Below are 23,990 nucleotides of genomic sequence, written 5' to 3'. Positions count from 1 at the left end.
CATGGCGTGGCGCATCGTTTCGTCCACAGAAAATGCGACGTCGAACGGAACACCGTTATGCACGAGCCACATTGCCTCGTGAAACGGGCCGTCCGTCAGGAGTTTTTAGCTCGGCCTCCGGCGCGGCTTGGCGCACGAAGTTGTCGGCTACGCCGCGCTGGGCGGCCTCGTTGCCCTCGTCACCCAGGCGCTGATACAGCGCGCGCAACTGGGCTTCGGTGGCAGGTGTCGGCACCGGATCGCCGTCGATCGCGCTCACGTACTTCAGATGCGCAACCTCGGCCAGATAGAGCATGTTCAGCTCGCTTCCACCGGCCGCCTTCGCGAAGTCCAGGTTCGCCAGAGGATTCGGCTTGCGCAGTGTGATCTTTCGTCCCAGCGCGTCGTCCACCACGACTTCGCGCGCGGCGCTCTTGATCAGTTGTTCAGACGGGGTCGGGTTAATGGTCACACTGGTCATCAGGCCACCTTGATGCGGCGCGAGGCCACGAAGTTGATCGACTGCTTGATGGTGGCGTCGCCCGCGCGGTTGCCGGCATCGGCCAGCGTCATGAGAACGCCGTCATAGCGGAATTGGGACACCGCGCCGTTGGCTTCCTGAATCGTCTCGTAGATCTGGGCGGGCGATTCGTTGATGCCGGCGTAGTAGTTCGCCTCAAGCTGGGCGAAGTAGTTGTCGAGCGTCGCGTCCTGACGCTCAATGTCGAATGAACCCGACCAGCCGTCGAAGAAGCGCACGTGATCGGTGATGCCGTCCAGGCGCTTGACGCGCACGTCGGTCACATCCTGCTTGCTCTTGAAGGCGGTGATCTTGTTCGGCTGCAGTGCGCCCGTGGAGGTCTGAATGACCAGCGTATAGTCGCGCCCGACCGAGTAACCTTGAATCGGCATTGCGTTCTCCGGAAAGAGAGCGCCCCGCGCGCGGCGGGGCAATCAGATTGGGTGGGTGCGTTACTGGTTGCTGGTCGAGGTCCGAATCACCGTGGCCTGCGAGCCTTCCACGTTGACCAGGAACTTCTCGATGACCGACAGGTAGATCACCTTCACGTCGGCTTGCATATAGCCAAGCGCCACGCGGTTCGTCGGGTTGTTGTTGGCGTCGATCTGCACCGAAAACGCCGGGCCGCCATTGACCGCGCCGATCATGCCCTGCTGCTCCATCGAGCTCAGGAAGTTCGACAGCGTGGCCGCCGCCTGCGCGCGCACCGTAGCCGACTGCAGCTGACCCACGTACTTGCCCATGCCTGCATTGATGGTGCTGGCGATGTAGTTGGTCATGCGCGTGTAGTTGTCACCCTGCGTGAGCGCGTTCGAGCTGCTGTTGTGGCCGCAGCGGCAGCCGAAGTAGGAGCCGCCCGGCACCGGGTTGGTAATGAGGTCGATTCCTGCTTGGATCAGCGTCTGCAGCTCAGCCGAGCTGTACGTCTGGTTGGCGAACGACTTCTGCGTGCCGACAACACCGTAGATCGGCTTGTTCAGGCTGCTGTTCTGCGGCGACAGGTTGGCCAGCAGGCCGGCGACAAACGCCTGCGGCGAGACCAGCCGCGTCACGCCGTTGACCGTGTCCAGCCAGTACACCCAGTCACCAAACAGCAGCTTGAAGGCGTAGCTGTCGATGCCGGCCGTGCTCTTGGTGCTGACCGCGTTGGTGATCGTGTCGCCGGCCGGCCCCACCCCGATCATGTAGATGCCCTCGGACAGCCCGAAGGACACCTGCGTCGCCCAGGTGGTCGAGTCCGAGCAGTCAGCCAGCATGGCCACCGACACGCCCTGGTTGCGCAGCGCGTACATGCCCTTGCGCGGGATCGTGTCCTGGCCGATCAGCACCGAGCCGGAGATCGTCGTTGCACCGTCCGTTCCGCCGGACAGCGTGAAGCTGGCCGCCGTCGGCGCCGTGGTGCCAGCACCGGCCGCCGCAGTGATGATCTGCGAAGGGCCGCGCTGCACGCTGGTGCCGTTGTTGATGGCGGCGGCGATGGCAGCCCACAGCGGATTGCCCGACAGGCCGGCGCCGATGTTGTCGAACACTTCCGGGTTGAGCGTCGGTGCGGCAACCGTCACCTTCCAGGTGCCAGCGGCGCTGCCATTGGCCAAGGCCACAGTGACGGTGTTGCCCAGCGTGCCGGTGTACTTGGCCGTCAGCGTCAGGCAGTTGGTCTGCACCGCAGCCGTTGCGGCCGTGTCCGTGCCGTCCGTCACGCGCACGCAGCGGAAGTTGTTGGCGCCCTGTTGGACCGCCACAGCCACCGCCGTGCCCATGTCGTACGTGCGATTCTGGATCGCACCAAAGGCCTGGGCGTACATGGCCATGTTGCCGATGATGGTCGGCGAGTTGGTCGGGCCCCAGGTTGCCGTGCCGACGACGCCCAGCACATTGGTGGGCACGCCGTTTAGCAACGCCACCTGCGGCGGAACAATCTGGACGTACAAGTCCGGGACGATGAGGGCAGTCGTATTGATGCTGCCCTGCTGGACGATCGGCATTCGCGCCTCCGAGAAACGAAAAAGCCGCCCGGAGGCGGCACAAAGATGGGGATGCCGCGCGCTGGCGGCGAGGGTTGGCTACTTCTTCGCCTTCGGAGGCGCGTCGTCAGCGACCTGCACGACGTATGCGGACTGCTCACTGGCCAGCACGGCCTGGATGGCGTCCTGCTCAGTGATCTCGTCGCCCTGCTTGTAGGTGCCGAACGGCACGTTCACAACCAGTTTCATGTGTCACTCCACGATGGTCTTGATGGGGAATTGCGCGTCGAGCGACGGGCCGGCGCTGACGTTCTCGACTGTCGCGGTGATCTGCGTGAGCGTCTGGCTCTGGAACGTCGAAAACTCCACCGCATACATCAAGTCGCGGCGGTAGATGCCCTCTTTCTGCTGGCTGTCGTCCTGGCGGCTGCTCTTGTAGCGCAGCGTGGCGCTGCTTTGGTCGGCCAGCGTCAGGTGGATTTGGCCAGAAAGCGCCGAATCGATCGCAGAAGCAATCGGGTCGCGCTGATCAAAGCAGTTGGCCCAGACAGTGACCATAAAGCCCTGCTCCTGCCGGCGCGTCTCGCGCACCGCGACGCCCTGGCCGCCGACGCGCGGCGAGATGTACTTTGCGCCCGGGATCATCACCACCGCGCCGGCCGCCGTCGCCGTCTGGTCAACGTTTACCAGTGCCGCAAGCGCGGTTGCGATGCTGGCCAGCGTGTCGCCAGCCTGCACCGCATAAACGTATGCCTTGTTGTCGACCACCAGCGCTGCGTTCTGCGGCGTGCTGACCGATCCGCCGACCGTCACGGCCTGGCCGGATAGTGTCAGGGTGACGGTATTGACCGGCGCCGTCGGCGTCGACCAGTCCGACATGCTCGAATCGACCACGCGCAGCATGTTCGGCTGCGGGAAGACCGACACGTGAACGTTGCCGGCGGAGAGATACGTGCGCAGCTGACCCGAATCCGGCCATCCGCTATACACCAACACTGGCGCGCCGGTAATCGACGGCTGGCTCGTCCCGTTCGGGTACACGATGCCGGCAATCGTCGTCACCAGCGCCGCGGAGACGTCAGAAATGTCGGCCATTTACGGGTGAACCTCGTTGACGTTGAGTTTCCAGCTCTGGTCGGTTCGCTGAGCGCCCGCCACCTGAAAACGTCGCGCCATGTCGTCGATGAGGATGTCGCCCGAGCCAAACTGGATAGGGACGCTCGCAGGCATCATGACCACAAAGCCGTGCTCATCGGCCGATGTCGGCAGCACATCATGCTTGCGCGTGCGGCCGCCGAACAGGATCGATGCCGGCCAGCCTGCGCCGCCCTTAGTGCCCAGCACATAAGTGTCTTCGGTCGCGCACTTGCCGGAGTAGCCTACGGCCCCAACGCCGCTCGGCGTCGTCGTGCGCGTGACCCACACCTTTGCGTTGCACTCCACCGTGAGGATGGGCAACTCGTCCTGCATCCCAGCGATGAAATGCAGGTTCGTGCCGCGCTGCAGGTAGTCACCGACCTGCGTGAGACGGCCGTCGATCAGGCAGTACCAATACGGCTTATCCGGCAGATTCGGCTTCGTGTACGTCCAGTCCTGGGCGTTGAATGAGGCATTCAGGCTGGCGACCTTGTTGGTCAGCGGGTTGGCGGTGCTGGCCGGGCGGTAGACGTCATAGACGTAGCCGATCCGCTTGGCCGACTTCGCGTAGCCTGCGTAGATCTTCGCTTGCAGCTTGGCTGCGTCCATCGGTTTTCCTCAATCCAGCGTCAGAGCGTCGACGCCGTTGCCGCAGTCGGTCTGAAAGTGGCATGCCACTGATACTGCCTCTATCGCGGAGCAGCCGAGATGCATGGCCGCCTCTGCAAAGTCGCGCCCAGAGCCGAACGCGACCTTTTCGGATTCGATCGGCATGGGGAAAGGACCAGTGCTGTACACCGCTAGGCTGCCGCGACAGACCACGATCAACGAGGCCAGATCCTCGCGGGCCTTAGCCGGAAAATCTCGCGGCACTGCGCCAGCTTTGAACCACTCGCGTATCTCGGCTGCAACATCCCAATCGCCGGTCATTGCGAGCAACTGCTCGCCGTGGCGTTGAATCTTGGTGACGGTACGTGCCAAGCCCACGGAAGTGGCGCGCTTGTCTGCGGCCAGTGTCTTGCCATCCCACACGATCACGGTCATGTCAGGCCCTGCCGATGCTGATACCGCCATCGCCCAACGCTGGGCCAGGCGCAATGCCGATGAAGCCGCACATGCGGCGACGCCACGAGTCGAAAAGCGCGTCCCGATCGCGTTGCTCGCGCGGGTTGTGCTTCCATACAGCCGCAGCATCGGTGTCGAGGTTGTCGCCAGTCGCCGGGATCGCGCTTTCCAGCGCCGCAAGGTTGGTCAGGTAGACGTTGATCAGCGTCGTCTCTTCCTCCGGCCGGAGGTTGGTCAGGCGATGGTTCAGTGTCTGCCACGTGCCAGGCGAGACCCACCCGTAGGCGAAGTCCCGGTTGTCATCGACAACCGAGTCCGCGAGCAGCGGGTAGCCGGCGTAGCGACGCACGTCCGAAAGCTGCTGCGCGGTCAGCATTTATTCGATCTCCCAGCCGCCCGGACGGTAGTTGTCCACCTCGTCGGGGTGCACTTGAGCGCTATGCGGCTCTGGATACTGCTCGGGGTCGCGCACCATCGTGACGAACTCGATTTCGTCCTGACCCTTCGGCGCATCAGCGAGGATCTTGGCCTGCTCTTCTGCCGACAGGGCGTTGAATTGCTCTTCGGTCAAGCCAGCGGCTGCCAGCGCCGCGGCGCGTGCGTCGGCCACCTTGGCCACAGTCTTCTTTGTGGTTCCTGCCATGGGAATCTCCTGTGACGCGGCGCCCGGAGCATCCGCCCTGGGCGCCGCGGCGCGTGCGTCGGCCGATTAGCCGAGCAGCAGCGCGGTGTGTTCCGGCTTGATGTTGGCCCAGCCGTATGCCACCGCCACTTCGTAGCGGACGCGACGGTATTGCTTGTACATCGACACCTCGAACGCGAGGCCGCTTCGTGCGTCCTGAATCATCATGCGGTCATCGGCCATGTCGCCCTCTTCCGGCAGAGCCGGGGCGCGGGTAGCCAGCACGATTGCGGTGCGCGCAAACGCCATGTTGGTAGTGAACGCTGCAGAGACAGTCACGGCGGCTCCGGTATTGAGCGCTTGCATCAGCCCAGGGGCGGCGATGGTGAATGCGCCGCCGCTCAGCGCGCCAGTCACAACGTACTTACGCGGATCGCCATTGAACGACACAACATCGCCGGCAAGCACGGTGCCGGTACCGGTCTGCACCGGGATCGACGTTGCGCCCTTGGCCAGCGCGCCATTGGTGACGTAGCTGGCGCCCGTGCCAGGCGTGTGGATGCCGACGCCCGCCGATTCACGCACCTTGAAGCCTTGCAGCTCAAGCAGCGTGCCTTGGGCGCGCAGCTCGGTCGTGCCGGCTTCGTTTGCCTTCGTCAGCTGGGCCAGCGTGCGCAGGTTCGCGCCAGCAGTCGTGTCGATCACGCATTGCAGGTCCGAGAGCGGCGCACCGTTGTCCGACAGGATCTTGCGAGCCTGAGCGGTGTCACCGAGCGCAGTGGCGAAGGGCGTGGTGCCTGCAGTGCCCGTGGCGCGCGAAGCCGTAGCCGCGAGCGTGGCGACGTTGGCTTCGATTTCGTTCGTCAGGGTACGCATAGCCTGAGCGACCTGATTCACACGGATGTTGGTGTAGCCAGGGCCGCTGTTGACGCCCTTTTGCTCTTCACCGGTCCAGCGGAACGGCACCATGCGCGACTTGGTGATGATGATCGGGGTGTTACCCACGGACTGATCACCGTCATCCGGCGGCAGCTGGCCGGGCGTCACGTCTTCTGCAGCCGAGGCCGGTGCGATCGGCACGCGAACCGCTTGATTGAGCGCGGCACGCTCTGCGGACGCATCGAGCGTCACCGATGGGATGAAACCAACCAGTTCGCGCGAGACGATGTCGAGCGCCTCATACAAATCCGGCACCAGTTGCGTCAGCGTGTTGGAGCCGGCGACGAAGCCGTCACGCATCGGTCGCGCCACCTGGTCGACCAGCGCGTCATAGAGCCATGCGCCGACCTTGGCCATGGTAGCCATCGGGTAGACGGCCGCAACGGCCGCAAATGCCGCGAGCACAAGCACGCGGACCTTGGAAAAGATGCTTTTCATGTGGGCGGGCCCTCAAATGAAAAAGCCACCCGAAGGTGGCTTGAATCTTGATGGAAGGACAGTCAGTCCGTGATGGTTACGTTCGGGTCACGCGCCGTTTTGGATTGCTCCGCAGGCGAGAGACTTGCGAGCTGTGCGCGGGTAATCGTGCGCACACCACTACCGCCACCATTGCCGCCAGAGGCGCCGCCCCCGCTTGCACCTGTGCCCTTCAGGATGGTGTCCCGGTGGGGGTAGTGCTCGATGAGGACTTCCAGCGCTTCGTCGAAGGCTGCCAGTTCGCCAGGATTGGTGCGGCTGAAGATCTTGTTACCGGACTTGTCGTACGCGACGACATTGCCGTTTTCGACCTTGAACGCGTCACCAAAACGGGCCTGCACGAGGTCGGCCGGGATGGTCAACTTTTCCGCGATCATCTTCGAACGCGCGAAACTGCCGCCGACCTTTTCCTGCACCAAAGCCGACTGAAGATCGTCACGCTCCTTCATAACCGGCGCGTACTTCTCTTCCACAGCTTTGATTGCTTCGGCCTTCACCCGCTCGACTTCGCCGGCATCCACCAGCTTCTTGTCGTCCAGGTTCTTGACGATCGTCAGAGCCTTCGCCGCAGCGGCCGCATCGGTCAAACCGGCGTCCTTGAACGGCTTCAGCGCAGCTTCTGCTGCTTCCTTCGCTTCACGGTGCGTCTTGGCCTCGCCGTTCAGCCGGCCGATCGTGGCGACCGTGCCGTCACCGTCGAACGGCGCTTCTTTGCCGTCGGGATGAACGAACACGGGCAGCTTCTGACCGTTGACTTCCTGCAGAACGATGTGACCTTCGGCGTCGTACTTGAATGGCATGGTGGCTTACTCCGGGCATCCGCCCAATGTTCCTGTGCGGCATCCGCCGCGTTTCGTCCTCAGGCATCCGCCGTCTGGACACGAAAAAGGCCGCAGGGGTTAGCTGCGGCCTCGGTTAATCGGTGCGGCACTTGGCCGCTCAGTCGTTGATCTGTGCCGTCCCAGGCTTGGGTCGGTTCTTCTTGATGCGCTCCTGCTCGCCGACCCAGTTCAATTCGGGGCTTACAACGCCACGGCGCTGGGTTTCGCGGAACAGCGTCTCATCCGACAGCGTGCCGTCGACGTTCATGTCCCGCAGCAGTTCTAGCGATGCCTCGGCCAGCGATGCGACGCCGAAGTCCTGGAAGATCTGGATGTGACCACCTTCCTGCTCGCCAACCCACTCGGCGGCAAGCTGCAAAGCGCCATCCAGGCTGTCTTCTAGCCCCTGAACGATCCGCTGCAGCGCGCATGTGCCAGGCTCGTTATCCGCCCGTGTCTGCGTAACGCTGGTGTTGCCGGGCTTGATGACCAGCAGCTCGGCGCCGATCTGGCGCATGCGGTCTTCGAGATCGAGCAACGAGAGTCGCCCTGCTTCGATGGCTGCGCCACCGTGCTCGACGTACTTCAGGTCGCCGTTTTCATCTTCGCACTTGACCGCCGCAGCACCGCCGACGGTGATCTTGTTGTCGCCGAGCATCTTGGCGAACAGGATCGGCACGCGCGCGACATGCAGAATCGTCTGCTGGTCGCTCTTCGACTGCCAGTGCTCGACGTTCATGTAGGCCAGCTCGGCCAGCGGCGGCACGCCAGTCATGAAGCCGGTGCGCTTGCCGTAGAACGGAACGAACGGGATACGCTTCAGGCTGACGGCGCCCTTGTCGTACAGAATCCAGTCCGGCTTGAGCGCATCGACCGACTTCTCCGACTTTCGCCAAACCTCCCACCGGCCCGGATACAGCACGCGGACCTGCTCGATCTCGACCTCGCCGAATTCGCCGTCTTCCTCCACGACGGTTTCCAGCAACCGAAGCTGCGTCAGCGTCTCGACGCCATTGATGCGCTGCGATCGCCAGCCCAAGATGTTGCCGGCAAGAATCTGCACGAAGTAAGGCCGCACGCCCGCCTGTTTCTCATCGGCGAGCGTCTTGTAGAGCCGGCGGCCGCGCTTGTCCGTCGTTCTGGGGAAGTCGACCAGGATGCCGCCAATCCCGCGCGCCAGCGCCTCCATGCACAGGCTGTCGGCGAAGCTGTGCAGGTTGCGGCCCTGGAGATCGATGTCCTCCGACCATTCCTTGATGCGCGCAGGCACGTCATCACCGTAGGTGATCGGCTTGGCGAACGGCTTGCCCGTCAGAACCTCGACCGTACGCGAGAACGCCGGGAACAGGGTCGCCGTGGCTACGCGGTTCTTGTAGGCATCGTCCAGCTCGTTCGGCCACTGCGGCAGATACAGCTTGCCAGCCTTGCGCATGGCCGATGTGCCGCCCATGAGGGCATCGATCAGCGGCCAGTCTTCGGCCATTGCTGACACGGCCTTAGATGGTGTGCGGACGTCGCTCATGCGTGGGTTTTCAGTTATGCGGCCAGCGGCTCGACAGTTGTTTCGGTTTTCTTGGCGCTGCAGCGGTACCGGACTACATCAGATGCGTGGTCTTCGGCCGCAGTGTCAACGTCGTCTTGGTCGCGCTGGTCGCGCGGAAGCACAGGCAGCGTCCGGATGATGTGTGTGCAGGTGTTGAACACGTAGAAGCCAGGCAATTCGTTCCCGCTCGCCTGCTTGAGCAGCTTGCGGATCATTTCCCAGCCGTTCTTCCGGCTGCCTGGCGACTTATCAGCCTTGTTCCACCGGACACGCTCCTTTGCCATGTCATCGGCGATGCAATTGCCGTTCTGCGTGTCGAAGATCGACGTATCGGCCGGGCCGGGCCGCACTTGGTACGGCATCGCCTTCTCGCGCTTGACGATCTCGCGCGCAATGTCGACGGCCAGCATCTTGCAGCCCTCATTTGGCTTGCCGTTCCAGCCGTACCACTCGGCAATCGCGAAGATCGACCCGCGCGGGAAATGCCGCTTGGAGCCATCCGCCAGCGTTGCCGCAGTGCCATCGCTCTCAGCGAACCAAATGACCGAGAAAGGCTTGCTGCTGCCCCAGTCGAATCCGCGGTCAACGCGCCACGACGACGGGATAGCGAATGGCGCCAAAACGTGTACCGGGCGGCTCCACAGGTCGTCGAACATGCCGCCTGCAACGATGTCCCAGTCACCATCCCTCATCGCGCGGACAAGCTCTGGACTGCCCAAGCCCTCCAGAGTGCTGGAATAGTCCGGGTCAGACTCGGCCATCGACGGGTTGTCGGCCAGCTTGGCCGGGATGTACTGCCGGCGCTTGCCGCCCTCTTTCGGCGGCATTTGGGTTATCGCCTTCGGCGGCGCAATGTCGATGAACGCCGCTTTTACCCAGTTGTGCCCGACGCCCCCAGGGTTAGAGCCGCAAATGATGCGCGGGAACAGGCCGCGATAGCGCTCTGGCACCTTCAAGCCACCCAGGCGGCAGCGGCCGCGCAGGTAGCGGTAAATCTTCTCGGTGAAGTGCGTCAGCTCATCGATCAGAAGCACATGGATCTGCGCGCCCTGATACTTGATGACGTCCTTCTCGTACTGGCAGTGGCAAAGGTGGATCTTCGAGCCGTTCCAGAACTCGATGAAGTTCTTCGACCAGTTGATCTTGGCGTGGCCGCCTTCGATCCACTCTGAAAGCAGCGCCGGAAAGCCAGAATGGCCCTCCATGTGGTTCTTATGCAGGTCGTCCGACAGGCGCCGGAAGATGTAGACCTGCAGGCCGGGTATGTCGACGCACCAGGCGATCGATGCGACCCGCATCAGGTGCGACTTACCGCCGCCGGCAGCACCGCCATACAGCAGCTCGGTCGCTTCAGTTAGAAACGCCTCCGTCTGGCGCTCGTGTAGGCAAAGTTCCATTGAGCACCAACCTCAGTTCCGGCGTCTTCACCTCGCCCGAATGCTCCAATCGATGCTTGTTCGTGAAAGTGCCGCCAGCCTCTTTCGCCGCCTGCTCAAGCAGTTGGCTGACCATCGCGACGTTGCCCTGCTTCTCAGCCTTCACCAGAAGGCGGTTCAGCACCCGCAGGCGGTAGGCCTGATTTGCGATCGGGATCGACCCGGTTTCGGCAAGGAACTGCTTTCGGGTCTCTTCGAAGAGTTCGCGCCATTTCTTGCTTAGGGCGGCGCCGATCTTCTTGCTGGGGTCGTACGCCTCGCATTGCTGGCGACTGACCGTCAATCCGAATTGCTCTTTGACGGCGTCGGATACCTGATGGGGTGTGTCAAAGCAGGCCAACGCCTGCACGATGAACGCTTTCACGTCATCAGTGAGCGTTGCCATAATGTGAAATCTCGTCTAAGTCGCGTCTAAGCTATGCGGCTCTAGCCAATCATGTCCCACACGCACGTGCGACATCGATGCGCGCCACCTCCGGAGTGCAGTTCGCCGCAGACACCAGCTTGGCCAGCATCCCGTTGGAATCGCCTATGCCGTACCTACGCACCACGCCAACGAACTCCTCGACGTCATGTCCGCGCAGGAACAGCTTCGGTAATCCATCCTTGGTGAAGGCCGGGGCGCCGAAGGCATCCGTCTCTTGGCCGATGTGGTAAAGCTCGTGCTCCACCAGCGCGCAGAACTCAGCGTCTGAGCAATTAGCGCAGTACTCGGCATCCAGCGTGATGAGCCAGGCTGGCACGCGGCCGAACCACTCTGCGAGCTGCTGCTCCTGCCGCCCGCGTTGCCAGCGCCCTACCCGGAACACAACCTCCTCGGTCTGCCCAAGCACGTGGCGGCCCTGCTTTACGTACCGCTCGGCCGCCCAGAGAAATGCGATGTCAGCATCCAACAGATGGGCGTGCTCATCGTTATGGAGCGGCCCTTCCTCGATGATCTGCGACCTCACCCAGTCGGCCATGTCCTTGGCCGGCTCGTAGTGGTGGGTCCAGTTCTCGGGATCAAGCAGGAACTCAGGCGGCCGCGGGCGAGCTAGCACGTCAACTGCGCTGGTCAGGCGTTTGGCCACCGCTCCGCCTTGGGGTGCCGTTCGGACTGGTGTGTGTGCATGTTGGTCTCGACAAAAACAACGCGCCGGCCGAAGCCAAGCGGGCGCTAAGGTCGCCTTTCGAGCGACGGAGGAGACAGCGATGAAGTCGTGAAACTGGTTGCGGAGGGTGGATTTGAACCACCGACCTTCGGGTTATGAGCCCGCCGCTCGTTCCGCTGAGCTACCCCGCATTGATCTGTGCGCGGGCTCTGCACCCACCTGCCGGCTTGCGTACCGGGGCTTTCCTCTGGCGGGCAGCGTAGGAATCGAACCCAACTCGGCGCGGATTTGGAGACCGGCCTGCTCCCTGAGCTACCACCCTCACGGCTACGCTCGCATCCTCATTCGGCCTTCCGGAGATAGCCCGGGGCTTACTGCGAGAGCGCCACACGCGGCCTTCGGGGCATCGTCCCATCGGCGAGCGTATGCGTGAAGGTGCCGGTTGCGCCCGGCGTTCCCTGCTACAGGAACCGCTTCGCCACCCTTTCGAGCGCGTGCAAGTTGAGGGGCCGGTGCTGAATTCCTCCGGCATATCCGTCTGGGCCACGGACGCCTCCTGATTAACGGCTTCCAGCGCGCATCAGCCTGCGCATTCCCTCACCCAAACCGCCAGCCCGTTCGCCTGTCGGGGCAAATCCCTGTTGGCGCGCTTAGCCCGTGTGGGCAGCCTGCGGTTTGGGTGAAGCGGCTGGATTCAGCCGTACAGGGCGCAAAGCCACACGCCCCACCAGATGTACATCGAGATCGGGGCGAACATCAGTCTGCGTCCTTGGTGAACAGCGATTCGGCCCGGATGCGCGCCAGCGACATACGTGCGAGCTTGCGGGCCTGCTCGCGCTTCTCGGCCGCCGCTTCCTCTTCCTGCTTCCGCTCCAATACCAGCATGGGGTCGCGGTAGCAGTGCGACGGGAGAGCGGTGGAGGTTTCCATGGGCCGGAAAGCAAAAAGCCCGCTCATTGGCGGGCTTGGGTGCTGCGCTTCGTCTGAGGACAAGCATCCCTCCGAATGGATGCTGTCGCGGTCAGAGCCGGAAACGCCGCAAGGGCTTCAGTAATCTACGCGCAGGATAGTACAGGCGAGATCAGTTTACAAGGGGTTTTGATCTTGGCCTAGTAGCTTAGCGATGCGCCTCCCCTAGTACGCCACCTATGGCGCGTCTTTCCAGAAAAATCCCTCGGAGCCGTCATGGCACCGCGCCCAATACCGTAGTTGCAACCGCATGGGCTGCCATTCCGACGGCTGATGCCATCGCCATTCACCTGTCGGACTCATCTCTGCGATCTCGCTCATTCCTCCTCCTAGCCAGCCGATCCCGGCAGCGAGTCCTCCCCATCTGCCCTTGCGATCAATCTGCGCAATCGTCGCCCCAACTTGTTCGCTTGCCAGCAGCAGCAATGTTCCTGTTGGCCCTCAACTACACACGCATGACATGGTTTGATGCCCTTCAACTGCGCGACAATATCTTCGATGTCAGCGCCAACCTCGGCGTTGATGCGCTCAATGACATGGGCAATGCGCTCATCGAAACCTGCCGACGCATTCAGTGCAAGCTGCTTCGCATCGCCCAACTCCATGATGATATAGCGCTTTTCGCTCATCACTCCTCCTATCCTGCCGATTGCTGCTACGCGTTAATGTCCGGCACGTCGTCGCCGAACTTACTGGCAACGTGGGCGCGCATGGCGGCAACCAATGGTGAGGCACTCTCAAAAGATGGGCCTTCCGAATTGGTGAATGCCTCCCACCTGTCCTGAGTCCTATCCGGTGAATCCGCTGGAAGAAACAGCAGGCTAATAAGACCCCGCTCAATGAGCGGGCCGCCGTCGCCCCAGTTGCTACTTGGCGCGAAGTCCGCCAGATCGCCATCGACGAACACATACAGATGGGGATGCAGACCCTTCTCGAACGCGCTATCGATTTCTAGGCCCTCAGCTTTCGCCACCCAGTAGTCAAGAAGCGCGCCCTCCAGTTCCGCCACCTTCATACCGTTTCCCCTTGCGTCATCCGGCGCACCGTTTCCGCCATTGTCACACGCGCCACCTCCCCGTCAATCACGTGCGCCGCGATCGAATGCGCCTTCGCCAGCCGCACCTTCCAGTGCTTTAGGGTGTGGTGCGACGCGCCGTACTTGCGCACGAGGATGCGGCAGACGATCTCTGGCGGGAACTGGTGGACGTAGTAGTACTGGAGCAGGCGCTTCGAGATGGGATCGGCGATGCGCTGCCAGGCGCGCTCAACCAGCCAGCCGTCTTGCACGTCGCGCGGGATGGGTGGCTCGGCCACGGTGCCCTTCTCGGCGTCGCGCAGGGCCGTGGCCAGCTTTGCCCACGAGGCGCAGCACTGCGGTTGCGAGCGCGGGTCACGGACCACTGCTGCCCAATTTTCGAGGCGCTTCTCAATTCCCATTCCCCGCTTCCTCAGCTGTTCAGTTCTTCAATCGTCCAGGCCAGCAGATCGACCTCGTCTGCCTTCACCTGCTTGAGCGCCATGCGGTTGCCATGGATTCCGGTCTTGCCGCGGTGATGCTCCGGGCAGAGAGGTACAGCCAGCCAGTTCTCCGCGCGCTGCGCCATCCCCTGCCCTTCACGCACATGGTGGATTTCGGCCGGCGTCTCGCCGTACCCCAGTCGCCGGCACAAGATGCATCCCAGCGCGGCTACGCGGCCTAGGTAGTCCTTTTCGGCCCGGGTCAATTTCGCCCCCTATCCCGCAGAGCGATCTCCAAAGGATGCTTCGCAAGCGCCTCCAGCAACGTTGAATTGTTGATGCCCAAGTGCTTGGCCCATTGCGCAACGTTCATGCGCTTGCCGTCAAACTCAATCCAGCGGACGCTTTTGCGGTTTTCGTTCTGTTGTTGGCGTGTCGCCCAGCGGCAGTTTCCGGGCTCATAGCCGCGTGACCCGTCAAGCCGATCAATCGACATGCCTGCAGGCGGCTCTCCCATATCTGCAAGGAAGTTCTCGAAACTCTTCCATCGATCACAAACCTTCACTCCTCTCCCGCCGTATTGCTCGTAGCCCGAGGCCGATTTGATTTCGCAGCGAGCGATCATTCCAGACCAAATCTTGTACGCGCGGGTAGGCTTTCGGCTCGCGCACGCTCCGTGCCTGGTCATCTTCTTCGCAACAAGTTCGCGACGCAGGCAACCGCAACTCTTGGTCTTTCCGCTTTTCAGTGAAGGATGGCCAACCAGTTTCTCTGTGCCGCACGTGCATACACAAAGCCAAGAGCGGTGCGCTTTGTCGGACGACATCTCGCGAAGAACAGTCAGGCGTCCGAACGTCTGTCCCGAAAGGTTTTCACGCCATGCCCTGGTCATAGGAACCCCATCACCTTGTTCACAACCTCATCTAGCTGCGCACGGTTCGCGTAGTTGCTCAGCACGTGCTCAAGGAGAACATCAGCTACAGCCGAATACAGTTCCTCGAACTCAGGCTGTTCCATGTTCGCGAAGCTGATCGATCGGGCTTTCAGTTTCATGGCACCGTCGATGCGGAAGGTCTGTTCGTAGTAACCGGCCAGAATCGTCACATCCTCGCGAAACTGCTCAAAGTTCTTAGCGACGGGCAGACCTTTGTGCGTCTTGTGCTTTCGACCGGGATCCCAAGCCTCATAGCCCACATTGAGCAGCGCGAAGAACTTGCGATGGAATTTGGAGTTCCGCTTTTGTACGGTCTTGATCTCCACCATCTCGCCGGGCTCCAGGTTGAACAGGCCGTTCACGAACCGGCGCCATTGCTTCTTGCCCTTTTCGCCCAGGCCGTCGATGGCGCCGAACAGCACGCGGCGGGCGGCGGCGCGATCCACCTCGGGGATTGCTACGGGCGCCTGCTTCACGAGGGTGATTTCGCTCATCGTCCAGCCTCCTGAAAAACGGTCTTGATCGCGGCTGCCACTGTGCGGCGGTTGGCCGAATCGGCCAGTTCCGCGCCCAGCGCGAGTGCCGCACCGATGGCGCGGTACTCATCGCCCGAACAGCCCCACTTGCCGGCGGCGTTGCCGCGCTTGAACACGCCGCGAATGGCCTCTAGGCCCTCGGCAGCGATGCGCTTTTCGTGATCGGTCAATTCGCGCGACAGGACGGCGGCGAGGTTCACGGCAGCGGCCAGCGTGTGGGCGCCACGCTCAGTTCCGGTGCCTTCCTTGAAGCCCTCCAGCGTGCCCAGCGGCGTGAGCTGCAGGTCGGTCTTCATTTCCTGCGACAGGCCGAACACCAGCGGCAAGCCGCAGGCGCGCGGGCGGTAGCTTGAACGCTTGCGCATCACGCCCTCGCCAGCCGAACGCGATTCCACCGACAGTTAGGCGCCCGGTGCCCGAAGCCTCCGCAGTAGCAACAGAAGCCGTTCCAGTCGTCTGCTCGCGTACCCTTTTCTGCGTCCATCACACGATCCCCTGTTTCCGAAGCCACTCGACCCGCGCATCGGCCACCTGCTCAATCGCCGCCACGAACTTCTTGCACGGCTTCTTGCGCAGCGCGTCGTAGCGCACCGACTTGATTTCCTCTTCCGCGCACTTGCCGCGCCCCATCAGCGCAGCGCCGCGGTCCTCCTGCAGCGAGAACTTTGTGCAGTCCACGCAGCGAACGTCGCTCATGCAGCCCTCCCGATTGCCTGTTGCAGCATGCGCAGCGCCATGCCGCTCTTAACCTGATCCGTGGTGAAGCGCAGGACGCGCCAGCCGAGCACGGCGGCAGTGGAGTACTTGATGCAGTCGGCCTCAAAACCGGAGCCGCGCGAATGCCTGCCATTGACCCAGTGACCGCCCTCCACCTCGACTGCCAACATCTCGTCGACAAAGGCCACGTCAAAACGCCATTTGCGCTCAGGGGCGAACTTGTATTCGCGGCACCAGCCGGATATAGCCTTCTCGGAAAGTTGCTGGCAGAGCATTTCTTCTCCCGGCGAGCGGGGCTTACCCTCAGACCAACTTTTCCCGATCGCGATGTATCGAACCAAGGTGTCTGAAATGCCGTACGTTCTCGCAATCGCCTTTTTTGCGATGCCCTGCTTTACCAACGAGCGGATCTCCGCAACCTGGCTTTCTGTCAGCTTGGCTCTGCCGTTGCTCTCACCATTGGCGGCACGACCCTTGCGCTTCTTGTCGACCATGTTGTCCGCGAGGCTGCCGGCCTGAAGATGGTCGGGCCTTACGCATAGCGGGTTGTCACAGACATGCATCACACACATCCCCGCAGCCAAAGGACCATGGGCTGCGACGTACGAAGCGACGTGCGCGCCAACGTTCTTGCCGTCGACTCGGCATGCGCCGTAACCATTTCCGGTGCGACCGCCAGTCCATTCCCAGCAGTACAAGCTGCGCTTAATCCGCGCACCGAATTTGCGCAGAAACTCGTTATCGGTCACATCATCCTCAATGCCAGCAGCCCGAAGGTGCAGCGCGAAGGTTTCTTCGCCCAGGCTCACATGTCACCCCGCAAGCTGTGCCGGGATGCGTGCCGCGGTTCCGGCGGCGTGTATCCGCGCTGCAAGTCGTGAAACAGCGTGAACTCGCCCTGATAAGCCAGCGGCACCATGCCGGTTTCGCCCTGGCGCTGCTTACCGATGAGCACCTCGCAAATGCCTTTGGCCTGGCTGTCCGGGTGATACACCTCGTCCCGGTACAGGAACATGATCGTGTCCGCGTCCTGCTCGATTTCGCCAGAGTCGCGCAGGTCGGCCATGCTCGGGCGCTTGTCGGCGCGGTTCTCCAGCCCGCGATTGAGCTGCGCGAGTGCAATGATCGGAATGTCAAGTTCCTTGGCTAGCGCCTTCAGGCCGCGCGAGTAACTGCCAACCTCTTGGTTGCGGTTTTCGCTCGGGCCGCCGGTCATCAGGCCCAGGTAATCGATCACGAGTAGATTCAGACCATGCTTGCGCTTGATGATGCGTGCCTTGCTGCGGACTTCAAGCAGCGTGAGAGCGGGCTGATCGTCCAGGTACAGGTTGAGATCGGAGATCTTTGCCGTGGCCGCGGTAAGCGAATTCCAGTCCTCGTTAGTCATCAGCTCCGGCACCCGCAGGCGGCGAAGCTGAACCTTGCCAAGCATGGCGATGTTCCGCTGGTGAAGCTGCGCCTTCGGCATTTCCATCGACAGCACCAGCGCGGAATAATCGCGTGCCACGTTGTTGCAGATGTTCAGCGCGAAGGCGGTCTTGCCCATCGCAGGGCGGCCGGCAACGATCACCAGTTCGCCGCCGCGCATGCCGCCGCCCAGTTTGTCGTCCAGATCCCGGAAGCCGGTTGGGATTGCCTTAACCTTTCCCTCTGCCTCGGCCTGCAACTGGTCAAAGTAGTTACCAAGGTCATCACTCGCCTTGACGGGCTCGCTCTTGACACGTTCTCGCGCCAATGCCTCCAGCTTCGATTGAACGCGATCAACCACAATCCGTGCCTCGTCCGCGCCAACAATCATTTCTGGCACATCCGCTGCCAGCAGCAAAAGCTGTCGTTTGACGGCCTTGTCACGAACCACGGCGGCATAGCGGCGGATGTTGGCCGCGCTGGGCGTGTTCTGCACCAACGCGTTCAGGTACGACAAGCCGCCAACTTGCTCGGCTGCGCCCTTCGCTGCAAAGCGTTCGTAGACCGTCACCACGTCCGCAGGTTGCCCTGCGGTGATGAGTTCACAGATCGCGCCAAAAATCTCGGCATGGTCTGCACGGTAAAAGTGCTCGCGGGCCAGTCCATCAATGCGGTCAACGGCATCGTTGTCGAGCATCAAGCCGCCGAGCACCGACTGTTCAGCCTCAATGCTTTGGGGCGTTACAAAATCATCGCGCGCGGTCATGCAGCCTTCCGGTTGTGAAATTGCTTTGCTTGCTGCCCGACGCTTGTCAGCTCGAACACCCCATCGGGCTTGCAGACCCACAGCCGGTAGTAGCCCTTGGTCACGTAGTTCGTGAAATGTCGTTGCCAGTCGGCCTGCAAGCGCGCTGCATTTGCGCCGCCGTCCAGGTGCTCATGGCAGAACACATCCCATGCCAGTTCGAGAAAATCGGCCGGCAGGCCAACACCTTCCACGTACTCCATGAGCGGCGCATACGTCGTCACTGGCTTCACCCCGTTTGCCCTGCAGGCAGCGAGGAAGGTCTTCAGTGCGGTGCGCGGCTTACGTTCCCGCTTGGGTTTTTTCTCGGCTTTTGTCTCAGCCCCCTCGTCGCCGGTAGGCATGGGGGGTTGGGGGGATTGTTTACTTCTTCTTTATTCTTCTCTTCTTTAGGTAACGGCGAAGTAACGCTGCCAGCGTTACCGGCATCGTTACCTTTTGAGTTAGCCTTGTGCTTTGCGACGCGCTTTGCCGTCAAAGCACGGCTCTTTGCGGTCTCGCCGTTGTGCCGATCGAAGTTCGGAAGCGAAATTCCCTCGTCGGAAATGATCAGCCAGCCCACTTTGGCCATCGCATTTGCGAATCCGGTAACACCTGCGATGCGATCCAGTAACGCTGCACTAACGCCAGGAGCGTTACCTTCAAGAGTGTGCTGATCGAACCAACGCCAGACACGCAGCAACTTGCCGACGGTCAAATCCGGATCGTCCCAACCCATCGCAACGGTCAAAGCCAGCACCTCCGGCTTTTCCGGCGTATCGACCTCGAACTTGATCCAGTTGCCAGCCATTACTGCGAGCCTCCTGGAGCAGGAATGATCTTGTCGAGTTCACGCTTGGCTTCAGCGCAAAGCTGCACGCGCACCTCGATCGATTGGGCAACCGTCATGCGATGCAGTAGCTCATCCAGCAGTTGCCGGCGCCTGTCGACTACGGGCTGAGATTGGGCGCTCATTGGAACAGGCTCCCCTGCTTTGCCGGCACCTTGACGGCTTGCACAGTGCGGCCAGTCACTGCGCACTTACGCTCACCAGCCAGCACCAGGCGCCCCGCGGCGATGAGTTCGTTGCGCCGGCCCGAGACGCTGGATTTCTCCATATTCAAGAGAAACGCGATCTCGGCGATGGTGGCCGTTTCGACGGCTTCGACACATTCGACAATGCGGTCGCACTGCAGCTTTGCAGTGGTGCGCGTAGGCGCGCTGTAATACGCGTCGATCGACGACGCGGCAACGTTGGTGCGCATGTCCCGCCCTCTCTCAATGGCGATCTGCTTGCTCGGACTGGATCAGCAGATGCCCTACCCTCGAAAACGCCTCTAGCAGCTTTGGATCGGCGTTCGCCTGTTCCTCCACGTCGGCCAGGATTGCAGCCCGGTCTTCGCCGTGTCTCTCTGTGGCGCGCTTCATCGCCTCGCGGGCGACGCGCAACGCCTCTTGTTCGTTCATGCGTTCCTCGATGCGATGACTTCTTCCATGAGCGTCAATTGAGCGAGCCGGGACAGGTACTGGCTGATTGCCCGGTTGCCGAGCACCCGCTCCACAGCGTGGATGTGCTCAGCGGGCAGCGACCGACGGCCGTTGCCCTTCGTATCACTGGCGGATGCATGGAAGTAGTCGCTGACGTGCGGCGCGTACAGGCCGCAAAGCTCGGCCAGCGTGCGCTTCTGCAGATGCGGGTTGGCCCGGTTTTCCCAGGCAACCACGCACGCCGCGCGGAAGCTGTCGCAAGCCGCGATGATGTGCGGCGGGAGAAAACGTGCCGCCGCTGGGTTCGAATGGATCGCCGCGCTCGGAACCCCAAGCTGGGCGCGGGTTTCAAGGCTCTCGGTCGTTTGCATTTTTTTTGTTGTGATAGTGAAAAATCATCGAATTACCGGTTGGATTACCGGTTGGCCTTGAGGCCGAATAAAGGGCATCGAAACCCGATGCCCTTTCGCTTCTTCAGATGCCGCTACTTCGATCGCTTCCTTCCTTCCAGTCCGGCCAAATCTGTTGCCAGTCGTCGGGGCGCAAATCCTTGCGCGTAACAACGCAGTTGGTCGCGCGCTCGATTCCGATGCAGTTCTTCGGATCTGGACGCCGACCGCCGTATCCGTGTCGCCACTGGCGGATCTGGGCGTTGCTCTTGACCTCATAGCCAAGGCTTTGCATCCGCTCGCGAAGCTGTGCGACAGAGAGGGCGCCATCCGATGAAAGGTATTGATCGAGGTTCATGCAGCAATACTAGTAGCATTTGCTACCTTCCGCAAGTAGCCAATGCTTCTAGTAGCGCATGCTACGTTGCGGCCATGAACGAAAAAGAGATTCAGGAATGGCGCGTTCAGCGTCTTAAGGCTGCCGTGGACAAAGTTGCCGACGGCAACGTGACGGCGTTCGGCAAACGGCTCGGCTACAAGGACGGCGCCTTTGTCCGGCAAATGCTGTCCGGCAATCGGCCAGTCAGCGAAAAGACGATCCGTACAATCGAAGAGCTGCCTGGCATGTCACAGTGGTTCTTTCGCCCTCTAAAACTTCCCTCGTTAAGCTCGGAAGTAGCGTGGGCGCTGGAGGAAGCCGACCGACTTGATCGTGAACGAGAACTATCCGAGGCCGAAGAGGCTGCGTTGAAGAAGATTGCGGAAAGCACGGGCTTCCCTGCTCGGCCTATTTCTGTCTACAGCTCGCTCGAAGAACTGCCGCCGGAGACCACCGTTCTGATCACTCACGTCGACGTCGCGTTGTCCGCCGGCAATGGGCGCGAGACTTGGCACATCGAAGAAAAAGAGCCGCTGCCCTTTCAAGCAGACTACATCCGGCGTCTGGACGCGAGCCCGAAGAACTTGGTGGCAGTGAAAGTGCGGGGCGACAGCATGGAGACACGCCTCTTTAACGATGACACTGTCGTGGTGGACAGAGCCGATAAGCGCATCCCTGCAAGCGGCGGGGTCTTCGCTGTGGTCTATGCAGGGGAGATGTTGGTGAAACGCCTGTTTAAGCTGCCCAACGGTTCCATTGACATTGTTAGCGACAATCCTAAGTACAAGTCGCTGGTTGTCCCACCTGATCAGCTTGAACACGTCGACATCGTCGGCCGGGTGAAATACCGATCTGGCATGGGGGATTTCTGATGCGAGCTGTTGAACCTGCTCTGATCGCCCTTCTTGCAAGCTTGCTGGCCACGCCTGCGGCCCTCGCAAAAGACATGTCCGATGCGGAGCTCAAAGCCGTTGGGTCATCGTGGAAACGCCGCTGCGCTGACCTCGCGGCAGCTGAAGCCCAGCCAACGCTTGAGAAGCGGTGCTATGACGGGTTTTTGCGTGGCCTCAAGGAAGTGGACGACCTGCGGACCGACAACACGATCTCGGAGCAGATGTGGGACACCTGTAAAGCCGAGAGCGGGTTCAACTACACGGGGGATTTCCACGCTTGGGCAGCCTGCATGCGCGTAGCCCGCACACGGCCAGGCCTACGCGACTATTGAAAGCGGCATCGATTTATACCGGGCGAACGCCCATCGCCATAAAAGCCCGCCAAGTGCGGGCTTTTTTGTTGCCCGCCCCCACCTGTTACAAATTTCCACTCCATCAGTAGCATTTGCTACTTGCTATCGCTAGTAGCATTCGCTACTATTCCTCCATCGACGCACCACACGGTGCCAACAGATGGAGAGCAGCGATGGTCAACGCAGTCACCCAGACGGAACGCCTTGTGTGCGAAGCCCTTGTGGCCAACGGCATGTACTGCGCGGACCAGGGCCTCGACGACACGCACGTCTACATGGCGCCCATTGCGAACGCGCTCCTGCGCAATGACCTTGGCGATGCCGCGATGGCTTCGCTCGGCCGCGAGCTGGTGCAGCAGTTCCTGCGCGACATCCGCAATGCCGTGGCCGAGGAAGAGAAAGCCGCCGACGCCCTGCTCGCCGAAGAGGAATCGCGCGGCCGGCTGGAGCGCTCGCTCGGCATGTCCCTGCCCCACGCAGCGTGAGGCCTCGATGACCTACGAAGAGACCCGCGTTCTGGTTGTGCTGTTTGGCTTCGTTGCAGTTTTGGCGATCTTTGCCGGTGCGTGCCTGTGGGCCACACGTGGAAGCCGACAGATCGAAACGTTTCTAGATGAGCTGGACGACGAGCGCGCGCAGAAGCGGCGCTACTGATGAGGGGATGACGAAATGGCAACGTTCCAGAAAGCACAGATTGTGAATCCGCGAGATTTTCTGCCGGCCTACCAAGTCACCACGGAAGAAGGCCCGATGACTTGCCTGCCGGATGAGGCATACGCGGTGGGCGTGACGATGGGCGACGGCACGGCCTACCTGCATGAAGTCCGATTCGACTACACACCGGCTGGCCGTGATGCTGCTGGTCGTTTGTGGGCGCGTGTGCATGCGGCGCGTCAGATCAATTTGGCGCACTGGGAACAGATCGCCTAACCGCCGCCACTGAACAACCAGCAGGGGATGAGACATGAAAACGATTGAGATCAAGGGCTGGATCTTCGCTGAGCCCAAAGAGCCTTGGGAAGGTGATGGTCTGAAGTATCACTTCAGTTCCATCGACTACGAGCGATGGGCGAAAGAAGGGATGCGCGGCTATGGCAAGTACACCAAGGTCGCGGAGCACACCATCGTTGCTGAGGTACGCGATGACGTTGATCCGGCCGCCGCGATGATCCGCGCGCTGAACGCTGAGAAGGATCACCTGCGCAAGGAATGCAACGCGAAGGTGGCAGACATCAACGAGCGCATCGGCAAGCTGCAGGCGCTGACGTTCGATCCGGCCTAAATGGAGCCTGGCATGCGCGACCCAATGGCCGGCAAATACAAGCGGGACTACAAGCTCGAATTTGAGATCGCGCGTGGTTCTGGATGGCGAGCCAGGTGAACTGGCGTGGGGTGTTCACGACTACGAAGCGATGACGTTCGCATCGGCAGACGTGCGCTTGATCTTCTATCCGCACAAGACGTCGGCCGGTAACTATCACCTGCGTATCCGGGATCAGGCCAGCAAGGATAAGGAGCGTGCCCAGTCACTGATGGATCGCCTGCAGATCGGCTCTGGACACTCATGCACCTTCCAAACGAATCGCCAGCATGGGGGCGATTTTATGCGGCAAAGCAAGCTGGCCGATCAACTTGGCGTCGAATTTGGATGGGCACGCAAAGTTGCTTTTGAGCATGTCTACGGCAATAGCCGTAAGAAAAAAACGGGAGCCTGAAATGCACCTGACAGATGACCAAGCCGCGCAGCGCGTGGCAGACCGCGAGAATCGCCAGGCAGAACTCGCACGGCGCAAGCGCAACAACATGCTGATGAACATCGCTGCGCTCGGAGTGATGGTCTACGTGGCAGTCGTCGAACTCATCCGCCACGGGGTGCTGTGATGCGCGTACCCACACCCGAGATCGTCGACTACCACGAGTACCGCACGCTGGCCGAGGCATTTGGCCCGGGCTCGCAGCTCGCCACACAGCCCACCTGGAAAGACTGGGCAACGGCCATCGCCACCGGCATCGGTTGCGGCGCAGTGATGGCGTTTGTCGTCGGCTGCGCGGCCGGCGCGCTGATTCGATAACAACGAGGAGAAAACCA

Annotated in this window: 42 protein-coding genes and 1 tRNA gene; 9 read left to right on the top strand and 34 right to left on the bottom strand. The window is 61.6% G+C overall.

The window, feature by feature from the left end; all coding sequences use genetic code 11:
• Positions 1-55: 55 nt before the first annotated feature.
• The 34 genes from V6657_RS06725 to V6657_RS06560 all read right to left on the bottom strand — a co-directional run bounded on the left by V6657_RS06725 (position 56) and on the right by V6657_RS06560 (position 20,634).
• Positions 56-460 (bottom strand): hypothetical protein, encoded by a 405-nt coding sequence (locus V6657_RS06725; protein ID WP_338755020.1) that lies wholly within the window; start codon positions 458-460, stop codon positions 56-58.
• Positions 460-891, bottom strand: coding sequence for a hypothetical protein (locus tag V6657_RS06720; protein ID WP_048932682.1), 432 nt, complete (start codon positions 889-891; stop codon positions 460-462). The genes V6657_RS06725 and V6657_RS06720 overlap by 1 nt, the downstream gene beginning before the upstream one ends.
• 60 nt (positions 892-951) lie before the next feature.
• Positions 952-2,484, bottom strand: coding sequence for a tail protein (locus tag V6657_RS06715; protein ID WP_048932683.1), 1,533 nt, complete (start codon positions 2,482-2,484; stop codon positions 952-954).
• A gap of 78 nt (positions 2,485-2,562) precedes the next feature.
• Positions 2,563-2,712 carry a hypothetical protein gene (locus V6657_RS06710; protein WP_182570810.1) on the bottom strand — a complete coding sequence of 50 codons (150 nt, stop codon included), beginning with the start codon at positions 2,710-2,712 and terminating at the stop codon, positions 2,563-2,565.
• A 3-nt stretch (positions 2,713-2,715) separates the two neighbouring features.
• Entirely contained in the window at positions 2,716-3,558 is an 843-nt protein-coding gene (locus tag V6657_RS06705; protein ID WP_048932684.1) for a hypothetical protein, read from the bottom strand.
• A complete protein-coding gene (locus V6657_RS06700; protein ID WP_048932685.1) occupies positions 3,559-4,209 on the bottom strand; it encodes a hypothetical protein in 651 nt (216 codons plus the stop codon).
• Positions 4,210-4,218: 9 nt separating this feature from the next.
• A complete protein-coding gene (locus V6657_RS06695) occupies positions 4,219-4,644 on the bottom strand; it encodes a hypothetical protein (protein WP_048932686.1) in 426 nt (141 codons plus the stop codon).
• Between the two features lies 1 nt (position 4,645).
• The gene (locus V6657_RS06690) at positions 4,646-5,041 is read right to left on the bottom strand and encodes a hypothetical protein (RefSeq protein WP_053166325.1); all 396 of its coding nucleotides are present in this window, start codon (positions 5,039-5,041) and stop codon (positions 4,646-4,648) included.
• Positions 5,042-5,308, bottom strand: a complete 267-nt coding sequence (locus V6657_RS06685; protein ID WP_048932687.1) for a hypothetical protein — start codon at positions 5,306-5,308, stop codon at positions 5,042-5,044.
• Positions 5,309-5,374: 66 nt separating this feature from the next.
• Positions 5,375-6,664: a P22 coat - protein 5 family protein gene (locus V6657_RS06680; RefSeq protein ID WP_048932688.1), complete on the bottom strand. Its 1,290-nt coding sequence runs from the start codon at positions 6,662-6,664 to the stop codon at positions 5,375-5,377.
• Between the two features lie 62 nt (positions 6,665-6,726).
• A complete protein-coding gene (locus tag V6657_RS06675) occupies positions 6,727-7,503 on the bottom strand; it encodes a DUF6651 domain-containing protein (protein WP_048932689.1) in 777 nt (258 codons plus the stop codon).
• Positions 7,504-7,642: 139 nt separating this feature from the next.
• Positions 7,643-9,046, bottom strand: a complete 1,404-nt coding sequence (locus V6657_RS06670) for a DUF4055 domain-containing protein (RefSeq protein WP_048932690.1) — start codon at positions 9,044-9,046, stop codon at positions 7,643-7,645.
• Positions 9,047-9,060: 14 nt separating this feature from the next.
• Positions 9,061-10,464 (bottom strand): terminase family protein, encoded by a 1,404-nt coding sequence (locus V6657_RS06665; protein ID WP_048932691.1) that lies wholly within the window; start codon positions 10,462-10,464, stop codon positions 9,061-9,063.
• Positions 10,418-10,888 carry a DUF2280 domain-containing protein gene (locus tag V6657_RS06660; RefSeq protein ID WP_008783755.1) on the bottom strand — a complete coding sequence of 157 codons (471 nt, stop codon included), beginning with the start codon at positions 10,886-10,888 and terminating at the stop codon, positions 10,418-10,420. The genes V6657_RS06665 and V6657_RS06660 overlap by 47 nt, the downstream gene beginning before the upstream one ends.
• Positions 10,889-10,937: 49 nt before the next feature.
• Positions 10,938-11,573, bottom strand: a complete 636-nt coding sequence (locus V6657_RS06655) for a putative metallopeptidase (protein WP_048932692.1) — start codon at positions 11,571-11,573, stop codon at positions 10,938-10,940.
• A gap of 136 nt (positions 11,574-11,709) precedes the next feature.
• Positions 11,710-11,785, bottom strand: a tRNA-Met gene (locus tag V6657_RS06650).
• A 565-nt stretch (positions 11,786-12,350) separates the two neighbouring features.
• Positions 12,351-12,524: a hypothetical protein gene (locus V6657_RS06645; RefSeq protein WP_171017934.1), complete on the bottom strand. Its 174-nt coding sequence runs from the start codon at positions 12,522-12,524 to the stop codon at positions 12,351-12,353.
• Positions 12,525-12,892: 368 nt separating this feature from the next.
• Entirely contained in the window at positions 12,893-13,192 is a 300-nt protein-coding gene (locus V6657_RS06640; protein WP_048932693.1) for a hypothetical protein, read from the bottom strand.
• A 26-nt stretch (positions 13,193-13,218) separates the two neighbouring features.
• Positions 13,219-13,578, bottom strand: a complete 360-nt coding sequence (locus V6657_RS06635; RefSeq protein WP_048932694.1) for a phage protein NinX family protein — start codon at positions 13,576-13,578, stop codon at positions 13,219-13,221.
• A complete protein-coding gene (locus V6657_RS06630) occupies positions 13,575-14,000 on the bottom strand; it encodes a hypothetical protein (RefSeq protein WP_048932695.1) in 426 nt (141 codons plus the stop codon). The genes V6657_RS06635 and V6657_RS06630 overlap by 4 nt, the downstream gene beginning before the upstream one ends.
• Positions 14,001-14,011: 11 nt before the next feature.
• On the bottom strand, positions 14,012-14,287 hold the full coding sequence (locus tag V6657_RS06625; protein ID WP_048932696.1) for a Ref family recombination enhancement nuclease: 276 nt from the start codon (positions 14,285-14,287) through the stop codon (positions 14,012-14,014).
• Positions 14,284-14,646, bottom strand: a complete 363-nt coding sequence (locus V6657_RS06620; RefSeq protein ID WP_137884590.1) for a hypothetical protein — start codon at positions 14,644-14,646, stop codon at positions 14,284-14,286. The genes V6657_RS06625 and V6657_RS06620 overlap by 4 nt, the downstream gene beginning before the upstream one ends.
• A gap of 263 nt (positions 14,647-14,909) precedes the next feature.
• Positions 14,910-15,449, bottom strand: coding sequence for a DUF1367 family protein (locus V6657_RS06615; RefSeq protein WP_053166329.1), 540 nt, complete (start codon positions 15,447-15,449; stop codon positions 14,910-14,912).
• Positions 15,446-15,856: a hypothetical protein gene (locus V6657_RS06610; protein ID WP_137884589.1), complete on the bottom strand. Its 411-nt coding sequence runs from the start codon at positions 15,854-15,856 to the stop codon at positions 15,446-15,448. The genes V6657_RS06615 and V6657_RS06610 overlap by 4 nt, the downstream gene beginning before the upstream one ends.
• A gap of 118 nt (positions 15,857-15,974) precedes the next feature.
• Entirely contained in the window at positions 15,975-16,187 is a 213-nt protein-coding gene (locus V6657_RS06605; RefSeq protein WP_048932698.1) for a hypothetical protein, read from the bottom strand.
• Positions 16,184-17,017 carry an HNH endonuclease gene (locus V6657_RS06600; RefSeq protein ID WP_082170127.1) on the bottom strand — a complete coding sequence of 278 codons (834 nt, stop codon included), beginning with the start codon at positions 17,015-17,017 and terminating at the stop codon, positions 16,184-16,186. The genes V6657_RS06605 and V6657_RS06600 overlap by 4 nt, the downstream gene beginning before the upstream one ends.
• Positions 17,014-18,381 (bottom strand): replicative DNA helicase, encoded by a 1,368-nt coding sequence (dnaB, locus tag V6657_RS06595; protein ID WP_048932699.1) that lies wholly within the window; start codon positions 18,379-18,381, stop codon positions 17,014-17,016. The genes V6657_RS06600 and dnaB overlap by 4 nt, the downstream gene beginning before the upstream one ends.
• On the bottom strand, positions 18,378-18,653 hold the full coding sequence (locus V6657_RS06590) for a hypothetical protein (protein WP_338755019.1): 276 nt from the start codon (positions 18,651-18,653) through the stop codon (positions 18,378-18,380). Before V6657_RS06590 ends, dnaB begins: the two co-directional genes overlap by 4 nt.
• A 32-nt stretch (positions 18,654-18,685) precedes the next feature.
• Complete coding sequence (locus V6657_RS06585; protein WP_338755018.1) at positions 18,686-19,210, bottom strand: hypothetical protein; 525 nt, start codon at positions 19,208-19,210, stop codon at positions 18,686-18,688.
• Positions 19,210-19,374 (bottom strand): hypothetical protein, encoded by a 165-nt coding sequence (locus V6657_RS06580; RefSeq protein WP_160315277.1) that lies wholly within the window; start codon positions 19,372-19,374, stop codon positions 19,210-19,212. The genes V6657_RS06585 and V6657_RS06580 overlap by 1 nt, the downstream gene beginning before the upstream one ends.
• Complete coding sequence (locus tag V6657_RS06575; protein WP_048932700.1) at positions 19,371-19,664, bottom strand: hypothetical protein; 294 nt, start codon at positions 19,662-19,664, stop codon at positions 19,371-19,373. Before V6657_RS06575 ends, V6657_RS06580 begins: the two co-directional genes overlap by 4 nt.
• Before the next feature lie 13 nt (positions 19,665-19,677).
• A complete protein-coding gene (locus tag V6657_RS06570; protein WP_048932701.1) occupies positions 19,678-19,866 on the bottom strand; it encodes a hypothetical protein in 189 nt (62 codons plus the stop codon).
• Positions 19,863-20,258, bottom strand: coding sequence for an XRE family transcriptional regulator (locus tag V6657_RS06565; RefSeq protein ID WP_338755017.1), 396 nt, complete (start codon positions 20,256-20,258; stop codon positions 19,863-19,865). The genes V6657_RS06570 and V6657_RS06565 overlap by 4 nt, the downstream gene beginning before the upstream one ends.
• 103 nt (positions 20,259-20,361) lie before the next feature.
• A complete protein-coding gene (locus V6657_RS06560; protein WP_338755016.1) occupies positions 20,362-20,634 on the bottom strand; it encodes a YdaS family helix-turn-helix protein in 273 nt (90 codons plus the stop codon).
• A 74-nt stretch (positions 20,635-20,708) separates the two neighbouring features.
• Between V6657_RS06560 and V6657_RS06555 the strand changes: the two genes are divergently transcribed.
• The 9 genes from V6657_RS06555 (at position 20,709) to V6657_RS06515 (ending at position 23,973) form a co-directional block, all read left to right on the top strand.
• Positions 20,709-21,527, top strand: a complete 819-nt coding sequence (locus V6657_RS06555; RefSeq protein WP_048932703.1) for a S24 family peptidase — start codon at positions 20,709-20,711, stop codon at positions 21,525-21,527.
• 74 nt (positions 21,528-21,601) lie between these two features.
• Complete coding sequence (locus tag V6657_RS06550) at positions 21,602-21,880, top strand: hypothetical protein (RefSeq protein WP_182587381.1); 279 nt, start codon at positions 21,602-21,604, stop codon at positions 21,878-21,880.
• 194 nt (positions 21,881-22,074) lie between these two features.
• The gene (locus V6657_RS06545) at positions 22,075-22,386 is read left to right on the top strand and encodes a hypothetical protein (RefSeq protein ID WP_048932705.1); all 312 of its coding nucleotides are present in this window, start codon (positions 22,075-22,077) and stop codon (positions 22,384-22,386) included.
• Between the two features lie 7 nt (positions 22,387-22,393).
• Positions 22,394-22,555: a hypothetical protein gene (locus tag V6657_RS06540; RefSeq protein WP_160315278.1), complete on the top strand. Its 162-nt coding sequence runs from the start codon at positions 22,394-22,396 to the stop codon at positions 22,553-22,555.
• Between the two features lie 15 nt (positions 22,556-22,570).
• The gene (locus V6657_RS06535) at positions 22,571-22,831 is read left to right on the top strand and encodes a hypothetical protein (protein ID WP_048932706.1); all 261 of its coding nucleotides are present in this window, start codon (positions 22,571-22,573) and stop codon (positions 22,829-22,831) included.
• A gap of 34 nt (positions 22,832-22,865) precedes the next feature.
• On the top strand, positions 22,866-23,183 hold the full coding sequence (locus tag V6657_RS06530; protein ID WP_048932707.1) for a hypothetical protein: 318 nt from the start codon (positions 22,866-22,868) through the stop codon (positions 23,181-23,183).
• Between the two features lie 73 nt (positions 23,184-23,256).
• Positions 23,257-23,616: a hypothetical protein gene (locus V6657_RS06525; protein ID WP_338755015.1), complete on the top strand. Its 360-nt coding sequence runs from the start codon at positions 23,257-23,259 to the stop codon at positions 23,614-23,616.
• Position 23,617: 1 nt separating this feature from the next.
• Complete coding sequence (locus V6657_RS06520) at positions 23,618-23,782, top strand: hypothetical protein (RefSeq protein WP_171017933.1); 165 nt, start codon at positions 23,618-23,620, stop codon at positions 23,780-23,782.
• Positions 23,782-23,973 (top strand): hypothetical protein, encoded by a 192-nt coding sequence (locus V6657_RS06515; protein WP_048932709.1) that lies wholly within the window; start codon positions 23,782-23,784, stop codon positions 23,971-23,973. The genes V6657_RS06520 and V6657_RS06515 overlap by 1 nt, the downstream gene beginning before the upstream one ends.
• Positions 23,974-23,990: the final 17 nt, after the last annotated feature.

The sequence above is a fragment of the Ralstonia sp. RRA genome (assembly GCF_037023145.1).
In the GTDB taxonomy this organism is placed as follows: domain Bacteria; phylum Pseudomonadota; class Gammaproteobacteria; order Burkholderiales; family Burkholderiaceae; genus Ralstonia.
This window is presented reverse-complemented; position numbering and strand designations above follow the sequence as displayed.

Excerpts from the sequence above, each read along its gene's own strand:
- V6657_RS06580 (WP_160315277.1), bottom strand. The coding sequence starts at position 19,374 with ATGAGCGCCCAATCTCAGCCCGTAGTCGACAGGCGCCGGCAACTGCTG.
- V6657_RS06545 (WP_048932705.1), top strand. The coding sequence starts at position 22,075 with ATGGTCAACGCAGTCACCCAGACGGAACGCCTTGTGTGCGAAGCCCTT.
- V6657_RS06675 (WP_048932689.1), bottom strand. The coding sequence starts at position 7,503 with ATGCCATTCAAGTACGACGCCGAAGGTCACATCGTTCTGCAGGAAGTC.
- V6657_RS06570 (WP_048932701.1), bottom strand. The coding sequence starts at position 19,866 with ATGAACGAACAAGAGGCGTTGCGCGTCGCCCGCGAGGCGATGAAGCGC.
- V6657_RS06605 (WP_048932698.1), bottom strand. The coding sequence starts at position 16,187 with ATGAGCGACGTTCGCTGCGTGGACTGCACAAAGTTCTCGCTGCAGGAG.
- V6657_RS06680 (WP_048932688.1), bottom strand. The coding sequence starts at position 6,664 with ATGAAAAGCATCTTTTCCAAGGTCCGCGTGCTTGTGCTCGCGGCATTT.
- V6657_RS06635 (WP_048932694.1), bottom strand. The coding sequence starts at position 13,578 with ATGAAGGTGGCGGAACTGGAGGGCGCGCTTCTTGACTACTGGGTGGCG.
- V6657_RS06695 (WP_048932686.1), bottom strand. The coding sequence starts at position 4,644 with ATGACCGTGATCGTGTGGGATGGCAAGACACTGGCCGCAGACAAGCGC.
- V6657_RS06710 (WP_182570810.1), bottom strand. The coding sequence starts at position 2,712 with ATGAAACTGGTTGTGAACGTGCCGTTCGGCACCTACAAGCAGGGCGAC.
- V6657_RS06550 (WP_182587381.1), top strand. The coding sequence starts at position 21,602 with ATGTCCGATGCGGAGCTCAAAGCCGTTGGGTCATCGTGGAAACGCCGC.
- V6657_RS06690 (WP_053166325.1), bottom strand. The coding sequence starts at position 5,041 with ATGCTGACCGCGCAGCAGCTTTCGGACGTGCGTCGCTACGCCGGCTAC.
- V6657_RS06660 (WP_008783755.1), bottom strand. The coding sequence starts at position 10,888 with ATGGCAACGCTCACTGATGACGTGAAAGCGTTCATCGTGCAGGCGTTG.
- V6657_RS06705 (WP_048932684.1), bottom strand. The coding sequence starts at position 3,558 with ATGGCCGACATTTCTGACGTCTCCGCGGCGCTGGTGACGACGATTGCC.
- V6657_RS06725 (WP_338755020.1), bottom strand. The coding sequence starts at position 460 with ATGACCAGTGTGACCATTAACCCGACCCCGTCTGAACAACTGATCAAG.
- V6657_RS06535 (WP_048932706.1), top strand. The coding sequence starts at position 22,571 with ATGGCAACGTTCCAGAAAGCACAGATTGTGAATCCGCGAGATTTTCTG.
- V6657_RS06670 (WP_048932690.1), bottom strand. The coding sequence starts at position 9,046 with ATGAGCGACGTCCGCACACCATCTAAGGCCGTGTCAGCAATGGCCGAA.
- V6657_RS06645 (WP_171017934.1), bottom strand. The coding sequence starts at position 12,524 with ATGGAAACCTCCACCGCTCTCCCGTCGCACTGCTACCGCGACCCCATG.
- V6657_RS06520 (WP_171017933.1), top strand. The coding sequence starts at position 23,618 with ATGCACCTGACAGATGACCAAGCCGCGCAGCGCGTGGCAGACCGCGAG.
- V6657_RS06575 (WP_048932700.1), bottom strand. The coding sequence starts at position 19,664 with ATGCGCACCAACGTTGCCGCGTCGTCGATCGACGCGTATTACAGCGCG.
- V6657_RS06615 (WP_053166329.1), bottom strand. The coding sequence starts at position 15,449 with ATGAGCGAAATCACCCTCGTGAAGCAGGCGCCCGTAGCAATCCCCGAG.
- V6657_RS06685 (WP_048932687.1), bottom strand. The coding sequence starts at position 5,308 with ATGGCAGGAACCACAAAGAAGACTGTGGCCAAGGTGGCCGACGCACGC.
- V6657_RS06720 (WP_048932682.1), bottom strand. The coding sequence starts at position 891 with ATGCCGATTCAAGGTTACTCGGTCGGGCGCGACTATACGCTGGTCATT.
- V6657_RS06540 (WP_160315278.1), top strand. The coding sequence starts at position 22,394 with ATGACCTACGAAGAGACCCGCGTTCTGGTTGTGCTGTTTGGCTTCGTT.
- V6657_RS06630 (WP_048932695.1), bottom strand. The coding sequence starts at position 14,000 with ATGGGAATTGAGAAGCGCCTCGAAAATTGGGCAGCAGTGGTCCGTGAC.
- V6657_RS06715 (WP_048932683.1), bottom strand. The coding sequence starts at position 2,484 with ATGCCGATCGTCCAGCAGGGCAGCATCAATACGACTGCCCTCATCGTC.
- V6657_RS06620 (WP_137884590.1), bottom strand. The coding sequence starts at position 14,646 with ATGATCGCTCGCTGCGAAATCAAATCGGCCTCGGGCTACGAGCAATAC.
- V6657_RS06585 (WP_338755018.1), bottom strand. The coding sequence starts at position 19,210 with ATGGCTGGCAACTGGATCAAGTTCGAGGTCGATACGCCGGAAAAGCCG.
- dnaB (WP_048932699.1), bottom strand. The coding sequence starts at position 18,381 with ATGACCGCGCGCGATGATTTTGTAACGCCCCAAAGCATTGAGGCTGAA.
- V6657_RS06565 (WP_338755017.1), bottom strand. The coding sequence starts at position 20,258 with ATGCAAACGACCGAGAGCCTTGAAACCCGCGCCCAGCTTGGGGTTCCG.
- V6657_RS06555 (WP_048932703.1), top strand. The coding sequence starts at position 20,709 with ATGAACGAAAAAGAGATTCAGGAATGGCGCGTTCAGCGTCTTAAGGCT.
- V6657_RS06665 (WP_048932691.1), bottom strand. The coding sequence starts at position 10,464 with ATGGAACTTTGCCTACACGAGCGCCAGACGGAGGCGTTTCTAACTGAA.
- V6657_RS06610 (WP_137884589.1), bottom strand. The coding sequence starts at position 15,856 with ATGCGCAAGCGTTCAAGCTACCGCCCGCGCGCCTGCGGCTTGCCGCTG.
- V6657_RS06515 (WP_048932709.1), top strand. The coding sequence starts at position 23,782 with ATGCGCGTACCCACACCCGAGATCGTCGACTACCACGAGTACCGCACG.
- V6657_RS06530 (WP_048932707.1), top strand. The coding sequence starts at position 22,866 with ATGAAAACGATTGAGATCAAGGGCTGGATCTTCGCTGAGCCCAAAGAG.
- V6657_RS06700 (WP_048932685.1), bottom strand. The coding sequence starts at position 4,209 with ATGGACGCAGCCAAGCTGCAAGCGAAGATCTACGCAGGCTACGCGAAG.
- V6657_RS06560 (WP_338755016.1), bottom strand. The coding sequence starts at position 20,634 with ATGAACCTCGATCAATACCTTTCATCGGATGGCGCCCTCTCTGTCGCA.
- V6657_RS06640 (WP_048932693.1), bottom strand. The coding sequence starts at position 13,192 with ATGAGCGAAAAGCGCTATATCATCATGGAGTTGGGCGATGCGAAGCAG.